Annotated in this window: 20 protein-coding genes; 12 read left to right on the top strand and 8 right to left on the bottom strand. The window is 74.7% G+C overall.

Features of this window, described 5'->3' with window-relative positions:
• The first annotated feature begins 6 nt into the window (after positions 1-6).
• Both ACU610_RS10125 and ACU610_RS10130 read left to right on the top strand, forming a co-directional pair.
• Positions 7-1,158, top strand: coding sequence for an acyl-CoA dehydrogenase family protein (locus tag ACU610_RS10125; protein WP_446767578.1), 1,152 nt, complete (start codon positions 7-9; stop codon positions 1,156-1,158).
• A 153-nt stretch (positions 1,159-1,311) separates the two neighbouring features.
• Complete coding sequence (locus tag ACU610_RS10130) at positions 1,312-2,199, top strand: NmrA family NAD(P)-binding protein (protein ID WP_446767579.1); 888 nt, start codon at positions 1,312-1,314, stop codon at positions 2,197-2,199.
• 4 nt (positions 2,200-2,203) lie between these two features.
• Here ACU610_RS10130 and ACU610_RS10135 read toward each other — a convergent pair whose 3' ends face one another.
• Both ACU610_RS10135 and ACU610_RS10140 read right to left on the bottom strand, forming a co-directional pair.
• Positions 2,204-3,055: an HDOD domain-containing protein gene (locus tag ACU610_RS10135; protein WP_446767580.1), complete on the bottom strand. Its 852-nt coding sequence runs from the start codon at positions 3,053-3,055 to the stop codon at positions 2,204-2,206.
• Positions 3,052-5,115: a putative bifunctional diguanylate cyclase/phosphodiesterase gene (locus ACU610_RS10140; protein ID WP_446767581.1), complete on the bottom strand. Its 2,064-nt coding sequence runs from the start codon at positions 5,113-5,115 to the stop codon at positions 3,052-3,054. The genes ACU610_RS10135 and ACU610_RS10140 overlap by 4 nt, the downstream gene beginning before the upstream one ends.
• A 351-nt stretch (positions 5,116-5,466) precedes the next feature.
• Here ACU610_RS10140 and ACU610_RS10145 point away from each other — a divergent pair, with 351 nt between their 5' ends.
• Genes ACU610_RS10145 through ACU610_RS10155 form a run of 3 tightly spaced genes read left to right on the top strand, consistent with a single transcriptional unit; the run spans position 5,467 to position 8,900 of the window.
• Positions 5,467-7,020, top strand: coding sequence for a Re/Si-specific NAD(P)(+) transhydrogenase subunit alpha (locus ACU610_RS10145; protein ID WP_446767582.1), 1,554 nt, complete (start codon positions 5,467-5,469; stop codon positions 7,018-7,020).
• Between the two features lie 2 nt (positions 7,021-7,022).
• Positions 7,023-8,429, top strand: a complete 1,407-nt coding sequence (gene pntB, locus ACU610_RS10150) for a Re/Si-specific NAD(P)(+) transhydrogenase subunit beta (RefSeq protein WP_446767583.1) — start codon at positions 7,023-7,025, stop codon at positions 8,427-8,429.
• A 39-nt stretch (positions 8,430-8,468) separates the two neighbouring features.
• Positions 8,469-8,900 carry a hypothetical protein gene (locus ACU610_RS10155; protein WP_446767584.1) on the top strand — a complete coding sequence of 144 codons (432 nt, stop codon included), beginning with the start codon at positions 8,469-8,471 and terminating at the stop codon, positions 8,898-8,900.
• Here ACU610_RS10155 and ACU610_RS10160 read toward each other — a convergent pair.
• From ACU610_RS10160 to ACU610_RS10170, 3 genes are all read right to left on the bottom strand, one after another.
• On the bottom strand, positions 8,897-9,439 hold the full coding sequence (locus tag ACU610_RS10160; protein WP_446767585.1) for a DUF4334 domain-containing protein: 543 nt from the start codon (positions 9,437-9,439) through the stop codon (positions 8,897-8,899). The genes ACU610_RS10155 and ACU610_RS10160 overlap by 4 nt on opposite strands.
• A 150-nt stretch (positions 9,440-9,589) precedes the next feature.
• On the bottom strand, positions 9,590-10,432 hold the full coding sequence (locus tag ACU610_RS10165; protein ID WP_446767586.1) for a pentapeptide repeat-containing protein: 843 nt from the start codon (positions 10,430-10,432) through the stop codon (positions 9,590-9,592).
• A gap of 14 nt (positions 10,433-10,446) precedes the next feature.
• Positions 10,447-10,656 carry a DUF4177 domain-containing protein gene (locus tag ACU610_RS10170; protein WP_446767587.1) on the bottom strand — a complete coding sequence of 70 codons (210 nt, stop codon included), beginning with the start codon at positions 10,654-10,656 and terminating at the stop codon, positions 10,447-10,449.
• 45 nt (positions 10,657-10,701) lie between these two features.
• On the opposite strand from ACU610_RS10170, the gene ACU610_RS10175 reads away from it, so the two are divergent.
• Positions 10,702-11,085, top strand: coding sequence for a VOC family protein (locus ACU610_RS10175; protein WP_446767588.1), 384 nt, complete (start codon positions 10,702-10,704; stop codon positions 11,083-11,085).
• Position 11,086: 1 nt separating this feature from the next.
• On the opposite strand, the gene ACU610_RS10180 is transcribed toward ACU610_RS10175, so the two are convergent.
• A complete protein-coding gene (locus ACU610_RS10180; protein ID WP_446767589.1) occupies positions 11,087-11,491 on the bottom strand; it encodes a hypothetical protein in 405 nt (134 codons plus the stop codon).
• Positions 11,492-11,549: 58 nt separating this feature from the next.
• Between ACU610_RS10180 and ACU610_RS10185 the strand changes: the two genes are divergently transcribed.
• Positions 11,550-11,966, top strand: coding sequence for a DUF2784 domain-containing protein (locus ACU610_RS10185; RefSeq protein WP_446767590.1), 417 nt, complete (start codon positions 11,550-11,552; stop codon positions 11,964-11,966).
• A gap of 155 nt (positions 11,967-12,121) precedes the next feature.
• Complete coding sequence (locus ACU610_RS10190; RefSeq protein ID WP_446767591.1) at positions 12,122-12,730, top strand: EXLDI protein; 609 nt, start codon at positions 12,122-12,124, stop codon at positions 12,728-12,730.
• A gap of 297 nt (positions 12,731-13,027) precedes the next feature.
• Here ACU610_RS10190 and ACU610_RS10195 read toward each other — a convergent pair whose 3' ends face one another.
• Complete coding sequence (locus tag ACU610_RS10195) at positions 13,028-13,750, bottom strand: DUF72 domain-containing protein (RefSeq protein WP_446767592.1); 723 nt, start codon at positions 13,748-13,750, stop codon at positions 13,028-13,030.
• A gap of 8 nt (positions 13,751-13,758) precedes the next feature.
• A complete protein-coding gene (locus ACU610_RS10200; RefSeq protein ID WP_446767593.1) occupies positions 13,759-14,403 on the bottom strand; it encodes a class I SAM-dependent methyltransferase in 645 nt (214 codons plus the stop codon).
• Positions 14,404-14,495: 92 nt separating this feature from the next.
• Between ACU610_RS10200 and ACU610_RS10205 the strand changes: the two genes are divergently transcribed.
• The 4 genes from ACU610_RS10205 to ACU610_RS10220 all read left to right on the top strand — a co-directional run bounded on the left by ACU610_RS10205 (position 14,496) and on the right by ACU610_RS10220 (position 16,783).
• Positions 14,496-14,831 (top strand): YnfA family protein, encoded by a 336-nt coding sequence (locus ACU610_RS10205; protein WP_446767594.1) that lies wholly within the window; start codon positions 14,496-14,498, stop codon positions 14,829-14,831.
• Between the two features lie 137 nt (positions 14,832-14,968).
• On the top strand, positions 14,969-15,226 hold the full coding sequence (locus ACU610_RS10210) for an ester cyclase (RefSeq protein WP_446767595.1): 258 nt from the start codon (positions 14,969-14,971) through the stop codon (positions 15,224-15,226).
• 434 nt (positions 15,227-15,660) lie between these two features.
• Complete coding sequence (locus ACU610_RS10215) at positions 15,661-15,951, top strand: zinc ribbon domain-containing protein (protein WP_446767596.1); 291 nt, start codon at positions 15,661-15,663, stop codon at positions 15,949-15,951.
• 73 nt (positions 15,952-16,024) lie between these two features.
• Positions 16,025-16,783: an AmiS/UreI family transporter gene (locus ACU610_RS10220; RefSeq protein WP_446767597.1), complete on the top strand. Its 759-nt coding sequence runs from the start codon at positions 16,025-16,027 to the stop codon at positions 16,781-16,783.
• The last annotated feature ends 27 nt before the right edge of the window (positions 16,784-16,810 follow it).

A 16,810-nucleotide genomic window follows, 5' to 3' on the forward strand; every position in this document is an offset into this window, starting at 1 on the left:
GCAACCGTGGACTTCACCTTCGACAGTGAGCAGAACGACCTCCGGGAGGCCGTACGCGGTCTGCTGGAGCGCGCCTACGGCGACAGCGAGCAGCGCCGCCGGGTGACCGCCACCGACCCGGGCTTCGACGAGAAGACCTGGTCGCGGCTGGCCGAGATGGGCCTGCTGGGGCTGCCCTTCGCCGAGGAGCACGGCGGCATGGGCGCCGGGCCGATCGAGGTGGCGATCGTCGCCGAGGAGATCGGCCGGGTGCTCGCGCCCGAGCCGTACGTCGAGGCGGTCGTCCTCGCCGGCGGGCTGGTCGCCGCCGCGGGCACCGACGCACAGAAGGCCGAGATCCTGGCCGGCATCGCCGACGGGACGACGCTGGCCGCCGCCGCGCACGCCGAGCCCGGCACCCGCTGGAGCCCGTCGGCCGCGGCCGTCACCGCCACGCGGGACGGCGACTCGTGGACCCTCACCGGCGTCAAGGAGCCGGTCCTGAACGGGGCCCGCGCCGACGTCCTCATGGTCTCCGCGGTCGTCGACGGCGGGACGGCGCTGTTCCTCGTGCGCGGCGACGCCTCCGGCCTGACCCGCACCGGCTACCGCACCCACGACGGGGGCCGCGCGGCCAACGTGCGCTTCGACGGCACCCCGGCCGAGCTGCTCGGCGAGGACGCTGCGGACCGCACCGCGCAGATCGAGCGGGTGCTCGCCGAGGCGCGCATCGCCTACGCCCACGAGGCCATCGGCTCGATGGACACGGCGCTGCGCACCACCGCCGAGTACCTCAAGACCCGCAAGCAGTTCGGCGTGACGCTCAACCGGTTCCAGGCGCTGACCTTCCGCGCCGCGGACATGTACGTCTCGCTCGAGCTGGCCCGCAGCACCGCGCTGTGGGCGTCGATGGTGGCCGACGCCGGCGGGGACGTCGTCACCGCCGCCGACCGCGCCCGGCTGCAGACCAGCCGCGCCGGCCGGCACATCGGCAAGGAGGCGATCCAGCTGCACGGCGGGATCGGCGTGACCGCCGAGTACACGGTCGGCCACCACACCAGCCGGCTCACCGCCATCGACCACGTGCTCGGCGACGGCGACTGGGCGCTGTCCCGTCTCGCCGCGGACGTGACCGGGCACGAGACCGTCGACCCGCTGGGCGCGCCCTACACCGCCTAACCGGCACCAGGCAGCCGGCACCAGGCAGCCGGCACCGCGGCCGGCGTCCCCGCGTGGGGGCGCCGGCCGCGGTCGTCCGCGGCGGCGACCGCTCGGCCCACGGCCCGTCGGTGGCCGGTGGTGGGATCGGGTCCCGACCCGAGGAGAGCTGCCGTGCGGATCGTCGTCACCACCCCCACCGGCAACGTCGGGTCCCGCGTGGTGCGGCTGCTGCTCCAGGCAGGCGGAACGCCGGTCCTGCTGCTCCGCCACCCCGGCCGGCTGGACCCCGACGTGCGGGACCGGTGCGAGCTGGTGGTCGCCGACCAGCGGGACGGCGACGCGGTCGTCCGGGCGACGAGGGGAGCCGACGCCCTCTACTGGGTCGACCCGCCGACGGGCGAGGACGACCCGGTCGCCGCCTCCGCCCGTCTGGGCGCCGTGGCCGCGCGGGCGGTCACGGAGAACCGGATCCCCCGCACGGTCTTCCAGAGCAGCGTGGGGGCCGAGAAGCGGACCGGCGTGGGGATGATCGACGGGCTCGCCCGGGTGGAGACGCAGCTGGACGCCACGGGTGCCACCGTCCTGCACCTGCGGTGCGGGTACTTCGCCACCAACCTGCTGGGGAACCTGGCGGAGCTGCGGCAGGGGACGCTGACCACGACGATGCCGCTCGACCGGCCGCTGCCGTGGGTCGACCCCCGGGACGTCGGCGACGTCGCGGCCGCCCGCCTGCTGTCCACGGCCTGGTCCGGTCGCCAGGTGCAGGCCGTCCACGGCCCCGAGGACCTCACCCCGCTGCAGGTGGCCGAGGTCGTCAGTGCCTCCACCGGCCGGCGGGTGACGGCGGTCCGCGTCAGCGACGAGGACCTGCGCGCGCAGCTGCGGTCGGCCGGCATGACCGACGCGCAGGTCGAGGGCTTCGTCGGCATGTCGAGCGGGGTCCGCGACGACTTCGTCCCCGAGGACCCGCGCACCGTGCTCACCACGACACCGACGACCCTCGCCTCCTGGGTGCACCAGCACCTGCGCCCGCTGCTGCACGAGGGGCGGGTCGAGTGAGCCGTCACCCCCCGAGCATCGCCAGGCGCAGCTCGTCGGCCTCGGCGCGCACCCGGTCCAGCACGGGGACGACGGCGTCCTCGCCCAGCCGTCCGCCGGTGAGCTCCTCGACCGGCACGGACACGTGGTCCCCGACGGTCAGCCGGGCACCGACCTCCAGCGCCGCCCGCAGCAGCGCGCCGTCCCGGTTGCCGACGTCGCCCACCGCCCCCAGCGGGGTGACCATGCTCGGCGGGAAGCCCCACTGCTCGAGCGCCACCGCGGTGAGCCGGAAGGCGTGGATGCCGTAGCGGCGCACCTCGGCCGCCCGGCGCCCGACGGCGGTCGGCTCGGCGGCCACCAGCTCGGCGTAGCCCTCGGCGTCGTCGTGGTGCAGCAGCGCGACACCCAGGGGCGCGAGCAGCCCCAGGCAGAGCGCGTCCTGCGGGCGCTCGCCGAACCGCGGAGCCAGCGCGGCGGCGGCCAGCGCGACGGTGGTGTTCCTCCGCCAGAAGTCCTCGGGCAGCCGCGACTCGTCGTCCAGGTCGGTCAGCGCGACGGTGGCCACGGTGCGCACGGTGCGGAAGCCGACGACGGTCACGGCGAACGGCAGCGAGGTGACCCGGCCCCGCATGCCGAAGTAGGCGGAGTTGGCCAGCTTCAGGACCCGGCCGGCCAGCGCGACGTCGGAGGCGAGGACCCGGGCCAGCCCGCGGGCGTCGGTGTCCTCTGAGTCGGCGATCGACACCACGTGGGCCGCGACCGGCTTCTGCGTGGCCATCGTGTCGATGCCGGCCAGCACGGCCTCGAGGTCGAAGGTCGGCGCGGCGGCCAGGGTCGCGGGCGCGGGCGCCCCCGGCAGGACGGTGACGGTCATCGGGCGTGCGCGGCGAACCAGGCGGCGGTGCGGGAACCGCTCATCGGCCGGGCGAGGCCGGGACCCTGCAGGAAGCCGGCGCCGAGGTCGGCCAGCTGCGCGACCTGCTCCTCGGACGCCACGCCCTCCGCGACGGTCTCCAGGTCCAGGCTGCGGGCCAGCGCGATGACCGCCGAGGCGATCTCGGGGTGCCCGTCGGCCAGCTCGGCGACGAACGAGCGGTCCACCTTCAGGACGTCGACCGGCAGGCTGCGGAGGTGGGCCAGCGAGGACCAGCCGGTGCCGAAGCCGTCGATGGCCAGCGAGACGCCGAGGTCGCGCAGCTGCACGAGCACCTCGCGCGCCGACGTCGGGTCCTGCACCAGCGCCGACTCGGGAAGCTCGATCGACAGTCGCGAGGGGCGCAGCCCGTGCCGCTCCAGCGCGGCGACCACGTGGCCGTGCAGGTGCTCGTCGAGCTGCAGTGCCGGCACGTTGACGTCGGCCCGCTGCGGGGCGGCGGGGCCCAGCACGCGGTCCCACTCGGCCAGCTGGCGGCAGGTCTCGTCGAGCACCAGCAGGCCCAGCCCGCCGATCAGCCCGCTCTCCTCGGCCAGCGCGACGAACACCGCCGGGCTGACCGGGCCGCGCACCGGGTGGTGCCAGCGGGCCAGCGACTGCACGGCGACCGGGGCGCCGTCGGTGGCGCGGACGATCGGCTGGTAGAGCAGCGTGATCTCCCGCCGCTCGATCGCCCCGCGCAGCTCGGCCACCAGCCGCAGCCTGTCCCGGGCCTCGGCCCGGGCCCGCTGGTCGAGCACCGTGATGCGGCCCTTGCCGCCGGCCTTGGCCTGGTACACCGCGGTGTCGCAGTCGCGGATCAAGTCCTCGCCCGCGCCGTGCTCGGCGGTCTGCACGGACACGCCGACGCTGGCGTGCGGGCGGACGTCGACCCCGCCGAGGTGCACCGGCTGCGCGAGCGCGGCACCGATCCGCTCGGCCAGCCTCACCGCGTCGTCCGCGTCGAGGTCCTCGCAGACCACGACGAACTCGTCACCGCCGGAGCGGGCGACCAGGTCGCCAGGGCGCACCGTGGCGCGCAGCCGGGCGGCGACCTCCACGAGCAGCTCGTCACCGGCGGCGTGGCCGAGGGAGTCGTTGACGACCGTGAAGTCGTCCAGGTCGAGGAACAGGCAGGCCAGCCCCCTGCCGCCCGGCCGGAACCGCTCGGCCACGTGCTCGGCGAGCAGGATGCGGTCGGGCAGTCCGGTGAGCGGGTCGTGGTGGGCCTGGTGCGCCAGGCGGGCCTCGAGGGCCAGCCGCTCGGTGATGTCCTCGATGGTCCCGACGAAGCCCGCGCCGACCCTGGGGGTGAACAGGTGCGACAAGCGGAGGACCGTCGTCCGCTCGGTGCCGTCGGTCCGGAGCAGCCGCGCCGTGGTCTCCCCGTTCCCCCCGCCGAGGACGGCGATGACCTGCTCGACGACGGCGTCGAGGTCGTCGGGGTGCACCGTGGCCATCCACCCGGTGCCCAGCAGCTGCTCGGCCGGCAGCCCGACCAGGCTGCAGAACGCGTCGTTGACGTGTGCCAGGCGCATGCCCTGCTCGGACAGCAGCGTGGGCACCGGGGAGCGCTCGGTCAGCGTGGCGAAGCGCTGCTCGTGGGCGTCGGCGGTGGCCCGCAGGGCCCGCCGGGAGTCGTCGTCGACGGGGACCAGCCGCAGCGTCCACGTCCGGCCGCCGGGCGTCGGCGTGCACAGCACCTCCGCCTCGACCCGGTCGCCGCTGGCGGTGCGCACCGGCAGGGTCATCCGCACGCTGCGCTCCCGGCGCAGTAGCAGCCGGACCTCGCTCCCACGCAGCGTCGGCAGCAGCGCGGAGACCGGCAACGACCGCAGGTCGTCCAGCCCGTAGCCCAGCAGCTGCGTGGCACCCTCGTTGCCCCAGGTGGTGCGGGGCGTCCCGCCGACCACCTCGGCGACGAGGAGCACGAGCGTGTCGCTCACGGCGGCCCCGTGGAAGACCGACGAGACGATCTCCGGTGGCACCAGCGGTTCGGCGGTCACGGCCGTCGCTGACACACGCCCTCCCCTGCGGAGCCACGGCGATCGGCGTCCGTGCCGCTCGTCCGTCCTGGAGAGGAGTACGTCACCGGGGGGTGCGGTGCCACCCAGGGACGGAGGTCCTCACCCGGGTGGGGGAGCTCCGGACCCGGACGCGCGGACCGGGCGGGACCCTCGCTGCGGAGGGTGACGCAGCCCACTCACGGAGGAGCCCGGGGGTTCGGCATGATCTCCCCGGCTGCGCCACCAGTGCACGCCGTCCCGGACTGCCCGTCCGCCGGCGGGTGCCACCGCTGTACCGGACCGCACCGTTCCCGGCCCCGTCGCCGAGGATGGGCGGCTACCCGACCCGTGCAGGAGGAACCGGACGTGCTCATCGGAGTCCCTCGGGAGACCCGCCCCGGCGAGACACGCGTGGCGGCGACGCCGACCACCGTGCGCCAGCTGACCGTGCTGGGCTACGACGTCGTCGTCGAGACCGGAGCGGGGTCGGCGGCCAGCTTCCCCGACGACGGCTACCGCGAGGCCGGCGCCCGGGTGGGGACGGCGCACGATGCCTGGAGCGCCGACGTCGTCCTGCACGTGGCCAAGCCGACGCCCGAGGAGGTCCGGCGGCTGCGCAAGGGTGCGGTGCTGGTCAGCACCCTGGCACCCGCGCTCGACCCCGACCTGCTCAGCGACCTGGCGGCCCGGCCGATCACCGCACTGGCGATGGACGCCGTTCCGCGGATCAGCCGCGCGCAGTCGCTGGACGTGCTCAGCTCGATGGCCAACATCGCCGGCTACCGGGCGGTGATCGAGGCCGCGCACGCCTTCGGCCGCTCCTTCACCGGCCAGGTCACCGCGGCCGGCAAGGTGCCTCCCGCGACGGTGCTCGTCGTCGGCGCGGGCGTCGCCGGGCTGGCCGCGATCGGCGCGGCCAGCAGCCTGGGCGCGGTCGTGCGGGCCACCGACGTGCGCCCCGAGGTGGCCGAGCAGATCGCCTCGATGGGCGGGGAGTACGTCGGGGTGCCGGCCTCGCCCTCCGACGACACGGAGCAGCAGGGCGGCGGCACCGGCTACGCGACCGTGACCAGCGAGGACTACGACCGGCGGGCCGCGCAGATGTACGCCGAGCAGGTCCGCGAGGTCGACATCGTCATCACCACCGCGCTGATCCCCGGCCGCCCCGCGCCCCGGCTGATCACCGAGGAGATGGTCGCCAGCATGCGGCCGGGCAGCGTCATCGTGGACATGGCCGCCGCGCAGGGCGGGAACGTGGCCGGGTCCGTGCCCGACGAGGTCGTCGTCACCCCGAACGGCGTCACGATCATCGGCTACACCGACCTGCCCGGCCGGCTGCCCGGCCAGGCCTCGCAGCTGTTCGGCACGAACCTGGTCAACCTGGTCAAGCTGTTGACCCCCGGCAAGGACGGGCGGCTGGTGGTCGACCTCGACGACGTCGTCCAGCGGTCGATGACGGTGGTGCGGGACGGCGAGCTGCTCTGGCCCCCACCACCGGTGCAGGTGTCCGCGGCGCCGGCCCAGACACCGGCCCCTCGCCCGGCCCCGCCCCCACCCGCCCCGAGAGCGCCGCGCTCCCCCGCCCGGACCGCGGCCGTCGTCGGCGTCGCGGCACTGCTGCTGTTCCTGGCCGCGGCGTTCTCGCCGAGCCAGCTGATCGGCAACCTGACGGTGTTCGCGCTGGCGGTCGTCGTGGGGTTCTACGTCATCGGCAACGTGCACCACGCGCTGCACACGCCGCTGATGAGCGTCACCAACGCCATCTCCGGGATCATCGTGGTCGGCGCCCTGCTGCAGCTCGGCCACACCAGCGTCCTGGTCACCGTGCTGGCCACGGTCGCCGTGCTCGTGGCCAGCATCAACGTCTTCGGCGGCTTCGCCGTGACCCGCCGCATGCTCGGCATGTTCACGAGGAGCTGACGATGACTCTCACTTCGGCCGCTGCCGGCGCCTACGTCGTCGCCGGACTGCTGTTCGTCCTCAGCCTCGCCGGCCTGTCCCGGCACGAGACCGCCAAGTCGGGCAACGCCTTCGGCATCGCCGGCATGGCCATCGCCCTGGCTGCCACCATCGGGCTGGCCGCCCGCAACATCGAGGCCGCCGCGGTCGGGCTGATCGTCGCCGCCATGGCCGGTGGCGCGGCGATCGGCCTGTGGCGGGCCCGCCGGGTCGAGATGACCGGCATGCCCGAGCTGATCGCGCTGCTGCACAGCTTCGTCGGCCTGGCGGCCGTCCTGGTCGGGTGGAACGGCTACCTCTCCGTCGAGGCGAACGCCGGGGAGCAGACCGAGGTGCCGGCCGACCTGCTCGGCATCCACTCCGCGGAGGTGGTGATCGGCGTCTTCATCGGCGCGGTCACCCTCACCGGCTCGATCGTGGCCTTCCTCAAGCTCTCGGCGCGGATCAAGAGCAACCCGCTCATGCTGCCGGGCCGCAACGGGCTCAACCTCGGCGCGCTGGTCGCCTTCGCCGTGCTGACCGTCGTCTTCGTCGTCTCACCGTCCCTCGGGGTGCTGGCCGCGGTCACGGTGCTCGCGCTGGCGCTGGGCTGGCACCTGGTCGCCTCGATCGGCGGCGGCGACATGCCGGTCGTCGTCTCGATGCTCAACAGCTACTCGGGCTGGGCGGCCGCGGCCTCGGGCTTCCTGCTCGACAACGACCTGCTCATCATCACCGGCGCGCTGGTCGGCTCCTCGGGTGCCTACCTCAGCTACATCATGTGCAAGGCGATGAACCGCTCCTTCCTGTCGGTCATCGCCGGCGGCTTCGGCAACGAGGGCAGCACCGCCTCCGGCACCGCGGACGGCGAGCACACCGAGACCACCGCCGAGGAGGTGGCCGAGCTCCTGCGCGACGCCGAGTCGGTGGTCATCACGCCCGGCTACGGCATGGCGGTGGCCCACGCGCAGTACCCGGTCGCCGAGCTCACCCGCACGCTCACCGAGAAGGGCGTGCAGGTGCGCTTCGGCATCCACCCGGTCGCCGGCCGGCTGCCCGGGCACATGAACGTGCTGCTCGCCGAGGCCAAGGTGCCCTACGACATCGTCCTGGAGATGGACGAGATCAACGACGACCTCGCCAAGACGGACGTCGTCCTGGTCATCGGCGCGAACGACACGGTCAACCCTGCCGCGCTCGAGGACCCGGGCAGCCCGATCGCCGGCATGCCGGTGCTGCAGGTGTGGGAGGCCGAGCACGTCGTCGTCTTCAAGCGGTCGATGAGCACCGGCTACGCCGGCGTGCAGAACCCGCTCTTCTTCCGGGAGAACACCCGGATGCTCTTCGGCGACGCCCGCGAGCGGGTGGAGGACATCCTCAAGGCGCTCTGACGGTTTGCGGGGGCGGCCCGGGTCCCCGACGGTGGGGACGTGGATCCCTTCCGCGGTCTCGGCCTCCCGCGCATCCCGGGGCTGTCCGAGCTGGTCGACGTCCTGCAGAAGCAGACCGAGGCGCTCGCGCAGCTGCCGCGGACGATCGCGGACCTCAACGCCGCCGTCCGCGAACTCATCTCCGCCACGCGCGTGGCCACCGAGACCATCGCGTCCGCGCAGCGGACCGCCGAACGGCTCGAGGGCCTGGTCGAGGAGCTCGAGGAGCCGGTGCGGGCGCTGCGCCCCGGGCTCGAGCGGGTCGGCCGGGTGCTCGACGACCCGGCCATCGAGACCGTGCCCAACACCCTGCGCACCGTCGCCGACGACCTGCTGCCGCTGGTGCACGGGCTGCGGCAGGCCACCGACCGGGTCGGCTCGGTCACCGGCTTCCTGCGCCGCCGCGTCCGGCCGGAGGACGACGACCTCTAGGGCCGTTCGAGCAGGAAGGCGAACGGGTCGTGCAGGCCGCGCATGTCCATGAGCCCGAGCAGCAGGTCCGGCGAGACCCGGCGGAAGACGTCGACCACCGGCAGCCGGTCGTAGACCAGCGCCGCGGTGGGCACCCCGCGGTGCACCACCGTGCGCAGCCGGGCGGCGGGACGGCGGGTGGTCAGCAGCGGCCGGACGGCGGTGAACGCCAGCCGGGCCGGGGCGCTGCGGGCCAGGCCGGGTGCGCGGCGCAGCAGGGCGAGCGGTGCGGGCGCGGGCTCGATCGGCGCCGGCCGGCCCGCCCGGTCGGGGAAGAGCAGCGGGTGCACCGTGTCGGCGTCGCGCACCTCCTTGCCCCACCAGCGGTGCGCGGTGAGGAGGCCGTCGAGCGGTGAGCCCGTGGGCAGCTCGGCGCCCCGCCAGCGGCCGCTCATCTCCTCCACCTCGACCCCGGGCAGCCGGTCGGCGAAGGCGAGGAGGTCGGCCGGCGCCGCCCCGCCGCGGTGCCGCTCGACCCAACGGCGGGCGTCGTCGCTCACGAGTCCTCCTCGCCGGCGCTCGTCGGCCGCGTTCGCGGCGCTGCTGTGCCCATCGGTGAGCTCGCGAGCTCGCTCACGAGTCCTCCTCGCCGGCGCTCGTCGGCCGCGTTCGCGGCGCTGCTGTGCCCATCGGTGAGCTCGCGAGCTCGCTCACGCCGCGCCCCAGGGCGCCGGGTGCTCGAGGCCGGCCGGCAGCAGGGTCGTGGCGTCGCCGCGGGCGCCGGCCACCTGGCGCCGGGTGAGGAACAGCGCGCCGGAGAGGTCGGTGCCGCGCACGTCCGCGCCGCGCAGGTCGGTGCCGAGCAGGTCGGTCAGGTGCAGGTCGGCGCCGCGCAGGTCGGCCCCGATCAGGAGGGCTCCGCGCAGGCTGACGCCGCGCAGGTCCACGCGCCGCAGGTCGGCACCGGCGAGGTCGGCGTTGCGCCGGTCGGCCCGGCGCCGGCCCCCTGCCCGCGGCCGGACGCCGGCCCGCGCCAGCTCGCTGACCGACAGCAGCAGCGCGCCGGCCTCCGCCTGGATGGCATCGGCGTCGACGGCGGCGAGCTCGTCGGGCCCGGCAGTGGTGAGGCGGGCGGTGCGCTCGTGCACGGCGGCCAGGTCCCGGTGCAGCGGCGCCGCGGCGTCGAGGGCGAGCGCCTCGGTCAGGTACCACAGCAGCTCGTGCAGCAGCCGCTGGACGCCGAAGGCCGCGAACACCGACGCCGCCTGCGCCGGGGAGTCGCGCCAGTGCGGAGCGCCGGCGAAGGTCACCTGCACCGTCTGCTGCCCGGCGCCGAAGCAGTCGAAGACCGTGCAGCCGGGGAAGCCGCGCTCGCGCAGCTGCGCGTGGATGGCGCAGCGGTCGTCGTCGCGCAGGTTCGGGCAGGCGTGCCCGGCCGGCTTGTCGATCGCGAAGTCGGCCGAGGCTGCGAACGCCGGGGCGACGCAGCACAGCCCGGCGCAGCGGGTGCAGTCGGCCCGCAGCCGGGCGCGGGCCGCGACGGCGTCGGGCACGGGAGCTCCTGGGGTCAGGTCGTCGGGCGTTCCAGCGTCACCAGCACACCCTCGACGCCGCCCGGGCCGATCCGGCCCTTGACCTCGACCGAGGTGATCGCCTTGAGCTGCCAGCCCTCGCGAGCGTGCTGGTTGAGCACCTTCTCCAGCTTGTCACCCGACATCTTCCCGCCGAGGAGCCCCTCCCGGATCTCCACCACCCGGTACTCGAAGCGCTGCGCCACGGCGTCCTCCTCGTCTCGGTCGTGCCCTGCCGCGATGATGCCCCGGTGGACGTGCTGAGCAGCCGGGTCCTCCTCCGGCCGGTCGACCCGACGCGGTCGCAGGCCTTCTACCGCGACGTCCTGGGCCTGGCGGTGTACCGCGAGTTCGGCCCGCCCGACCAGCCCGGGGTGGTGTTCTTCCTCGGCAACGGTCTGCTCGAGGTCTCCGGGTCCGGCGACGAGCCACCGCGCGGCCTGGCGCTGTGGGTGCAGGTGCGCGACGTCGCCGCGGAGGTCGAGCGGCTGCGGGCCGCCGGGACGACGGTGCTGCGCGACCCGCGGACCGAGCCGTGGGGCCTGGTCGAGGCGTGGGTCGCCGACCCCGAGGGCGTGCGGATCGTGCTGGTGGAGGTGCCGCCCGACCACCCGCTGCGGCGCGACCTGCGGTAGCTCAGGCGCGCGGCGTCGTCCCCGCCGTCCCGTCGTCGGGGTCGGCCGGGTCGCCGGGCCGGCGGACCAGGTCGGCCACCGACTCCTCCAGCCGCGCCCAGGTCGCGCTCCACTCCACCAGCGGGTCGAGGATCCGCTCGAAGACGGCCAGCTGCTCGTCGAAGGCCTGCAGCTGGGCCGTCATCGCCGCGATCTGCTGCCGCTGGCTGCGCACCGCCCGGTCGATGGCGCGCAGCTGGGCGGCCGACAGCGCGCCGGGCGGCGAGGGCAGCCGCGGCAGCGAGAAGGGCACCACGCCGCGGGCCCGGTCGGTGAAGCTGCGCAGTTGGCCGACGAACTCCTCGACCGACCGGCTCACCCGGTTGCCCGACCCGCTCTCGCGGCCGCCCGCGTCGCTCTCGCTCATGACCCCATCCTCCCGCCGGGAGGTCCCCGGCGCGCTCCCGGCGTGCCAGGCTGGGTGCGTGCTGTGGGCGCACCTGGTCGCGGTGGTGCACGCGCTCGCCGTCGTCCTCATGGTGACCGGCGCGCTGGTCGCGCTGCGCCACCCACGACTGCTGATCGTCCACGCGCCGGTGGCCGCGGCGATCCTCGCGGTCAACCTGGCCGGCGCACCCTGCCCGCTCACCGACCTGGAGCTCGCCCTGCGCGAGTGGGCCGGCGGTGAGCCGTACACCGGCGGGTTCCTCGGCCACTACGCCCTCGCACCGTTCGGGCTCGACGTCGCCAGCCCCGCCGTCCAGGCCGGCATCTACACCGTCGCGCTGGTGCCCAACGTGCTCGGCTACGGGCTGCTGGCCGCGCGGGCCGGCGGCGCACGAGGGCGACTGTCCGGCCACGGGATCGACGACGCGACGTGCGGGTGCAGACCCACCGAATGAGGGGTCTGCGGGCGGCTGCGTCCTCGCGCGGCACCCCGCGGCGCCCGCCGGCCGGTCGTGCCTGTCCAGCCCCACCTCTTGACCTCCACGTCCGACGCGGATCCAATAGCCGTATACGTATACCGGCCTCGTGGCGGTCGAGCGATGGAGACCTGGTGCCCAACAAGACGATCTACGTGTCCGACGACGACCTCGCGCTGTACGAGCGGGCCCAGGCCCTGGCCGGCGGGAACCTGTCCGCGGCCGTGTCCCGCGCCCTGCGCCGGTTCGTCGACGCCGAGGAGGCCCGCCAGGGCGGCTACGAGCAGGTGACGGTACGGGTGGGCAGCGGTCACGACCGCCGCGAGCAGCGGTTCTCGGGAGTCCTGCTCGGCGAGTGGCGACACCCCACGACCGAGCGGCGCATCGAGCGCTTCCGCGTCTACCGGACACCGAAGGGGAGGTTCGCCCTGCACACGAGCCGGATGCCCGACTGGGCGGCGTGGTCCGACCCGGAGACCTGGCGCGGCGGCTGGCACTGGGACTGGCACCGTTGGGACCGCGAGCCCGGCGGGAACCCGGCCGAGAACTGGCGCGACTTCACGCAGGGACTCAGGGAGACACTCCGGCGCGAGGCCTCCCGCGGTTGGTGGTGGGGCGCGACCGAGGAGACCCTCGACGTCGCCGACACTCTCGAGGAGTTGCGCCACAAGATGCCGGCCGACTTCTACGACACCCTCACCGGGGAGGGCGGCAGCCCCCACGTCGAGGACCTCGACATCTGATCCCGGCCAGGCGGTGCGAGGTCACGTGCACCGCTGGCAGAGCCGACCTGGATCGCGTTCCGGTGGAGACGCAGCGCCACCCCAGGGAGAGGACCCATGTCCTCGGAGCTGGGGGATCGCACCTGACGGTGGTCCGCCTCGACGCCGGGCGGCTTCTCCGCGCTCCCCCAGCGACTCCGAGCAGTGGCTGCACGAGGTCGGCGCGACGGCACCCATGCGGCATGGTCACAGCCGTGGAGCCACGAGGAGACGTCCCCGCAGTCGCCCGGGCGACGGTTGCTCCGCACCTCGCACGACTCAGGACGGGATGAGCGCCCGCAGGGTCTCCGCGTTCCGGACCGCGTGCCCGTACCCGTCGTTGTTGAAGTAGGCGTAGACGTCACGGCCGTCGCGCGTCCACTCACCGATCCGGTCGGCCCACCAGCGCAGGTCGGTGTCGGGGTAGGAGCCGGCGTAGAGGTGGGCGTCGTCCGGGCCGTGCAGACGCACGTAGACGAACGGCGCGGTCGCCCGCAGAACGCACGGCAGGCCGGCGCCGCTCATCACGCAGTAGGCCGCGCCGTGCCGTTCGAGCAGGGCGTACACCCCCTCGTCGTGCCAGCTGGGGTGGCGGAACTCCACCGCGACCCGCATCCAGTCCGGCAGCAGGCCGAGGAAGAAGTCGAGCCGGGCGTCGTCCCGGGCCTGGGTGGGCGGCAGCTGCACCAGCAGGACGGCGCGCCTGTCCCCCAACTCGTGCCAGCACGCGGTGAGCCGGCCGACCCACGTCTCGGGGGCGTACAGCCGTTTGGCGTGGGTCAGCCCGCGCGGGGCCTTGACCGAGAGCTGGAAGCCGGGGGGCAGCCGGCGGCGCCAGGAGGCGAAGGTCGCCGTCCGCGGCCACCGGTAGAAGCTCGCGTTGAGCTCGACGGTGCCGAAGCGCCGCACGTAGTGCGCCAGCCGGTCCCGCGGCGGCGTGCCCGGCGGGTAGAGCACGCCGTCCCAGTGGTCGTAGCTCCAGCCCGACGTCCCGACGTGCACCGTGCCGCTCAGGGCAGCCGCCAGACCGTCGTCCGCCGCAGCCCCGGCCCCTCGGTCTCCGGGATGTCGTGGACCGCGACCGCCTCCAGCCGGTCGTGCGGCAGGTAGGGCCGGCCGGGGTCGCCGACGTAGACCGCGCAGCCGCACGCGCGGGCCCGGTCGAGGAAGGGCAGCACCCGCTCGGTCATCTCCCGGTCGTAGCAGACGTCACCGGCCAGGACGACGTCGATGCCGACCGGGTCCCGGCCGAGGACGTCGCCGGTGACGCTGATCCCGTCGACGCCGTTGAGGCCGGCGTTGACGCCGACCGCCGTCCGGCTGAACGGGTCGACGTCGCTGGCCAGCACCGACCGGGCGCCCGCCAGACGCGCGGCCAGCGCCACCAGCCCGCTGCCGGAGCCGAGGTCCAGGACGGCCCGCCCGGCCACCACCGACGGGGTGTCGAGCACGAAGCGGGCCAGCGCCTGTCCACCGGGCCAGGCGGCGGCCCAGAACGGTGGGGTCTCCCCCGCCCCGCCGTCCGCGGCCTCCATCGCCTCCCACAGCGCGACGACGTCGTCGGCGACGTGCAGCCGGACCTCCGGCACCGAGGAGGGCCGCCGCACCTGGGTGTGCGCGCGGACGAAGGCGGACGGGACGGCGTGGACGGTCACGCCCCCGAGTCCACCACGCCCCCGAGTCCACCACGCCCCCGACTCCACCACGCCCCCGCACCCGGCACCGCCCCGCCTGGGAGCATCCGCCCGTGCTCGTCGCCCGGTCGATCGCCCTGTTCCTCGCCGCTGCCGTGCTCGAGATCGGCGGCGCCTGGCTGGTCTGGCAGGGTGTGCGCGAGCACCGCGGCTGGCTCTGGATCGGCCTCGGGGTGGTGGCCCTGGGCGCATACGGCTTCGTCGCCACGCTGCAGCCGGACGCCCACTTCGGCCGGATCCTGGCCGCCTACGGCGGCGTCTTCGTCGCCGGGAGCCTGGCCTGGGGCATGGCGCTGGACGGCTACCGGCCGGACCGCTTCGACGTCCTCGGGGCGCTGATCTGCCTCGGCGGGGTCGCCGTGATCATGTACTCCCCCCGCACTGCCTGACCCGCACCCGAGGAGCGCACCGTGTCACGAGCCGACAAGGACGTCGTCCGCCGCTTCGTGGCGGAGATGGTCAACACCGGCGACCTCGACGTGGCCGACGAGGTCTTCTCCCCCGCCCTCGCGGCGTCCGCCCGGGAGTGGGTCGCGCCGTTCCGCGCCTCGTTTCCCGACGTACAGACGGAGGTGTTCACCCTCGTCGCGGAGGACCACCAGGTCGCCGGACGGTCCGCTGCTCGGGGACCCACACCGGCGCATGGCTCGGCCACCCGCCGACCGGTCGCCGCTTCGACGCCATCGACGAGGTCTACCTCTTCCACCTCCACGGGGGCCGCATCGTCGAGATGTGGGGTCTGGAGGGCACCACCGAGCGCCTCCGCCAGCTGGGCCTGACCTGACGACCGAGAGCTGCTTCCTGGAGTGGGGCGGCCGCCTGTGCGTGCTACTCAGCCACCCTGCCGGTCGGCGGGCCGGCTGAGTAGCAGCCGGTTCACTGCGAGTGCGAGCCGGCGCTGCACGGGCTGCCGTATCGGTTTTCGATGCGGATGAGGCCAGCGTCGATCGCTTGGCGACCTCGCTCATCACGCAACGCGAGCCTCCGTCGCCTCCCGGGCTCCGAGCAGGCCACCCACGGCCGCCCGGCCTCCCCGACACGGGGCGCCTGCCCGTCTCCCCACGGGGTCACGGCGCGCCGGGGAGTGCGCGTGCCGGGTGGGGGATGTGGGCGGGGGCTCGGCAGGGGCTTGACCCCCGGATGCACCCGGTGAAGCGTGCCCGTCCTCCCGGGCTCCCCCGGGAGTGCTCGGGTCAGGAGCGGCCTGGAGGTGCCGAGGTGGCCGTCTACGTCTACCGCTGCACCGAACACGGCCTCACCGAGGTCACCCGCGCCATGGGCACGGCCGACGCGGCGGTGCCGTGCCCGGCATGCGACCTGCAGGCGACACGGGTCTTCACCGTACCCCGGCTCTCGCTCGGGTCCCCGGCCCGGCGGGAGGTCATCGACCGCACCGAACGGACGCGCGACGAACCGGACGTCGTGTCCGCTCCGCCACCCCGGCCCGGCGGGCCGGGAGCGGCGGCAGTGGCGCGGAACCCGGCCCTGCGACGACTGCCACGTCCCTGACGACAGCCGTTCCGGACGGGCCACCCCAGACACCGAGAGGACGCCTGAGCGACTCCACGAGGAGGGGAGCGACATGGGCAGCGTCGGGTTGCTGTACGTCGGAGCGGTCCTGGTCGTCAACGGTCTGATGCTGCTGGGGCGGGTCGACGCCCGAGCGGCCGCACCGCTGAACTTCTTCGTCGGCGGGCTGCAGGTCATCACGCCGACGTACCTGATCTTTACGTCCGGCGGGGACGCCGACACGATCCTCGCCGCCTCCGGCCTCTACCTCTTCGGCTTCACGTACCTGTACGTGGGGTTCAACCTCCTGGGCGGCCTGGACGGCACCGGGCTCGGGTGGTTCTCCGCGTTCGTCGCGGCGTGCGCCATCGTGTACGCCAGCCTCAACTTCGGCCGCTTCGGCGACCCCGCCTTCGGGGTCATCTGGCTGTACTGGGCGGTGCTGTGGGGGCTGTTCTTCCTGGTGCTGGGGCTGAAGCGAGAGGAGCTGACCCGGTTCACCGGGGCCGTCGCCGTCATCGCCGGCGTCATCACCTGCGCCGTTCCCGCGTTCATGCTGCTCGTCGGCGTGTGGGCACCCAACACGAGGACGGCGGCAATCGTGCTCGCCGCCCTCTGCGTGCTGTCGCTGGGCCTCTACGGTCCGCTGCGGCAACCGCGAGCGACACCGGCGACGGCTCCCGCACCGGAACTGCGGGAGGGCGAGTCCCCCCAACAGGTCGCCGCTGCCGGGGCCGCGACGCCGTCCACGCGGGTGTACGGCAACGTCGCCGCGACCGAGGAGCAGACCGCGCGAGGAACGACCGACGTCCCGACAGACCGCAGGCGGTGATGCCGGCGCCCTTCGACTCCGCCGTCG

This window comes from Geodermatophilus sp. URMC 61 (genome assembly GCF_052931555.1).

What these genes read in the sequence shown, in the direction of transcription:
- ACU610_RS10135 (WP_446767580.1), bottom strand. Translation starts at nt 3,055, where the DNA reads ATGACCGTCACCGTCCTGCCGGGGGCGCCCGCGCCCGCGACCCTGGCC.
- pntB (WP_446767583.1), top strand. Translation starts at nt 7,023, where the DNA reads ATGACTCTCACTTCGGCCGCTGCCGGCGCCTACGTCGTCGCCGGACTG.
- ACU610_RS10180 (WP_446767589.1), bottom strand. Translation starts at nt 11,491, where the DNA reads ATGAGCGAGAGCGACGCGGGCGGCCGCGAGAGCGGGTCGGGCAACCGG.
- ACU610_RS10220 (WP_446767597.1), top strand. Translation starts at nt 16,025, where the DNA reads ATGGGCAGCGTCGGGTTGCTGTACGTCGGAGCGGTCCTGGTCGTCAAC.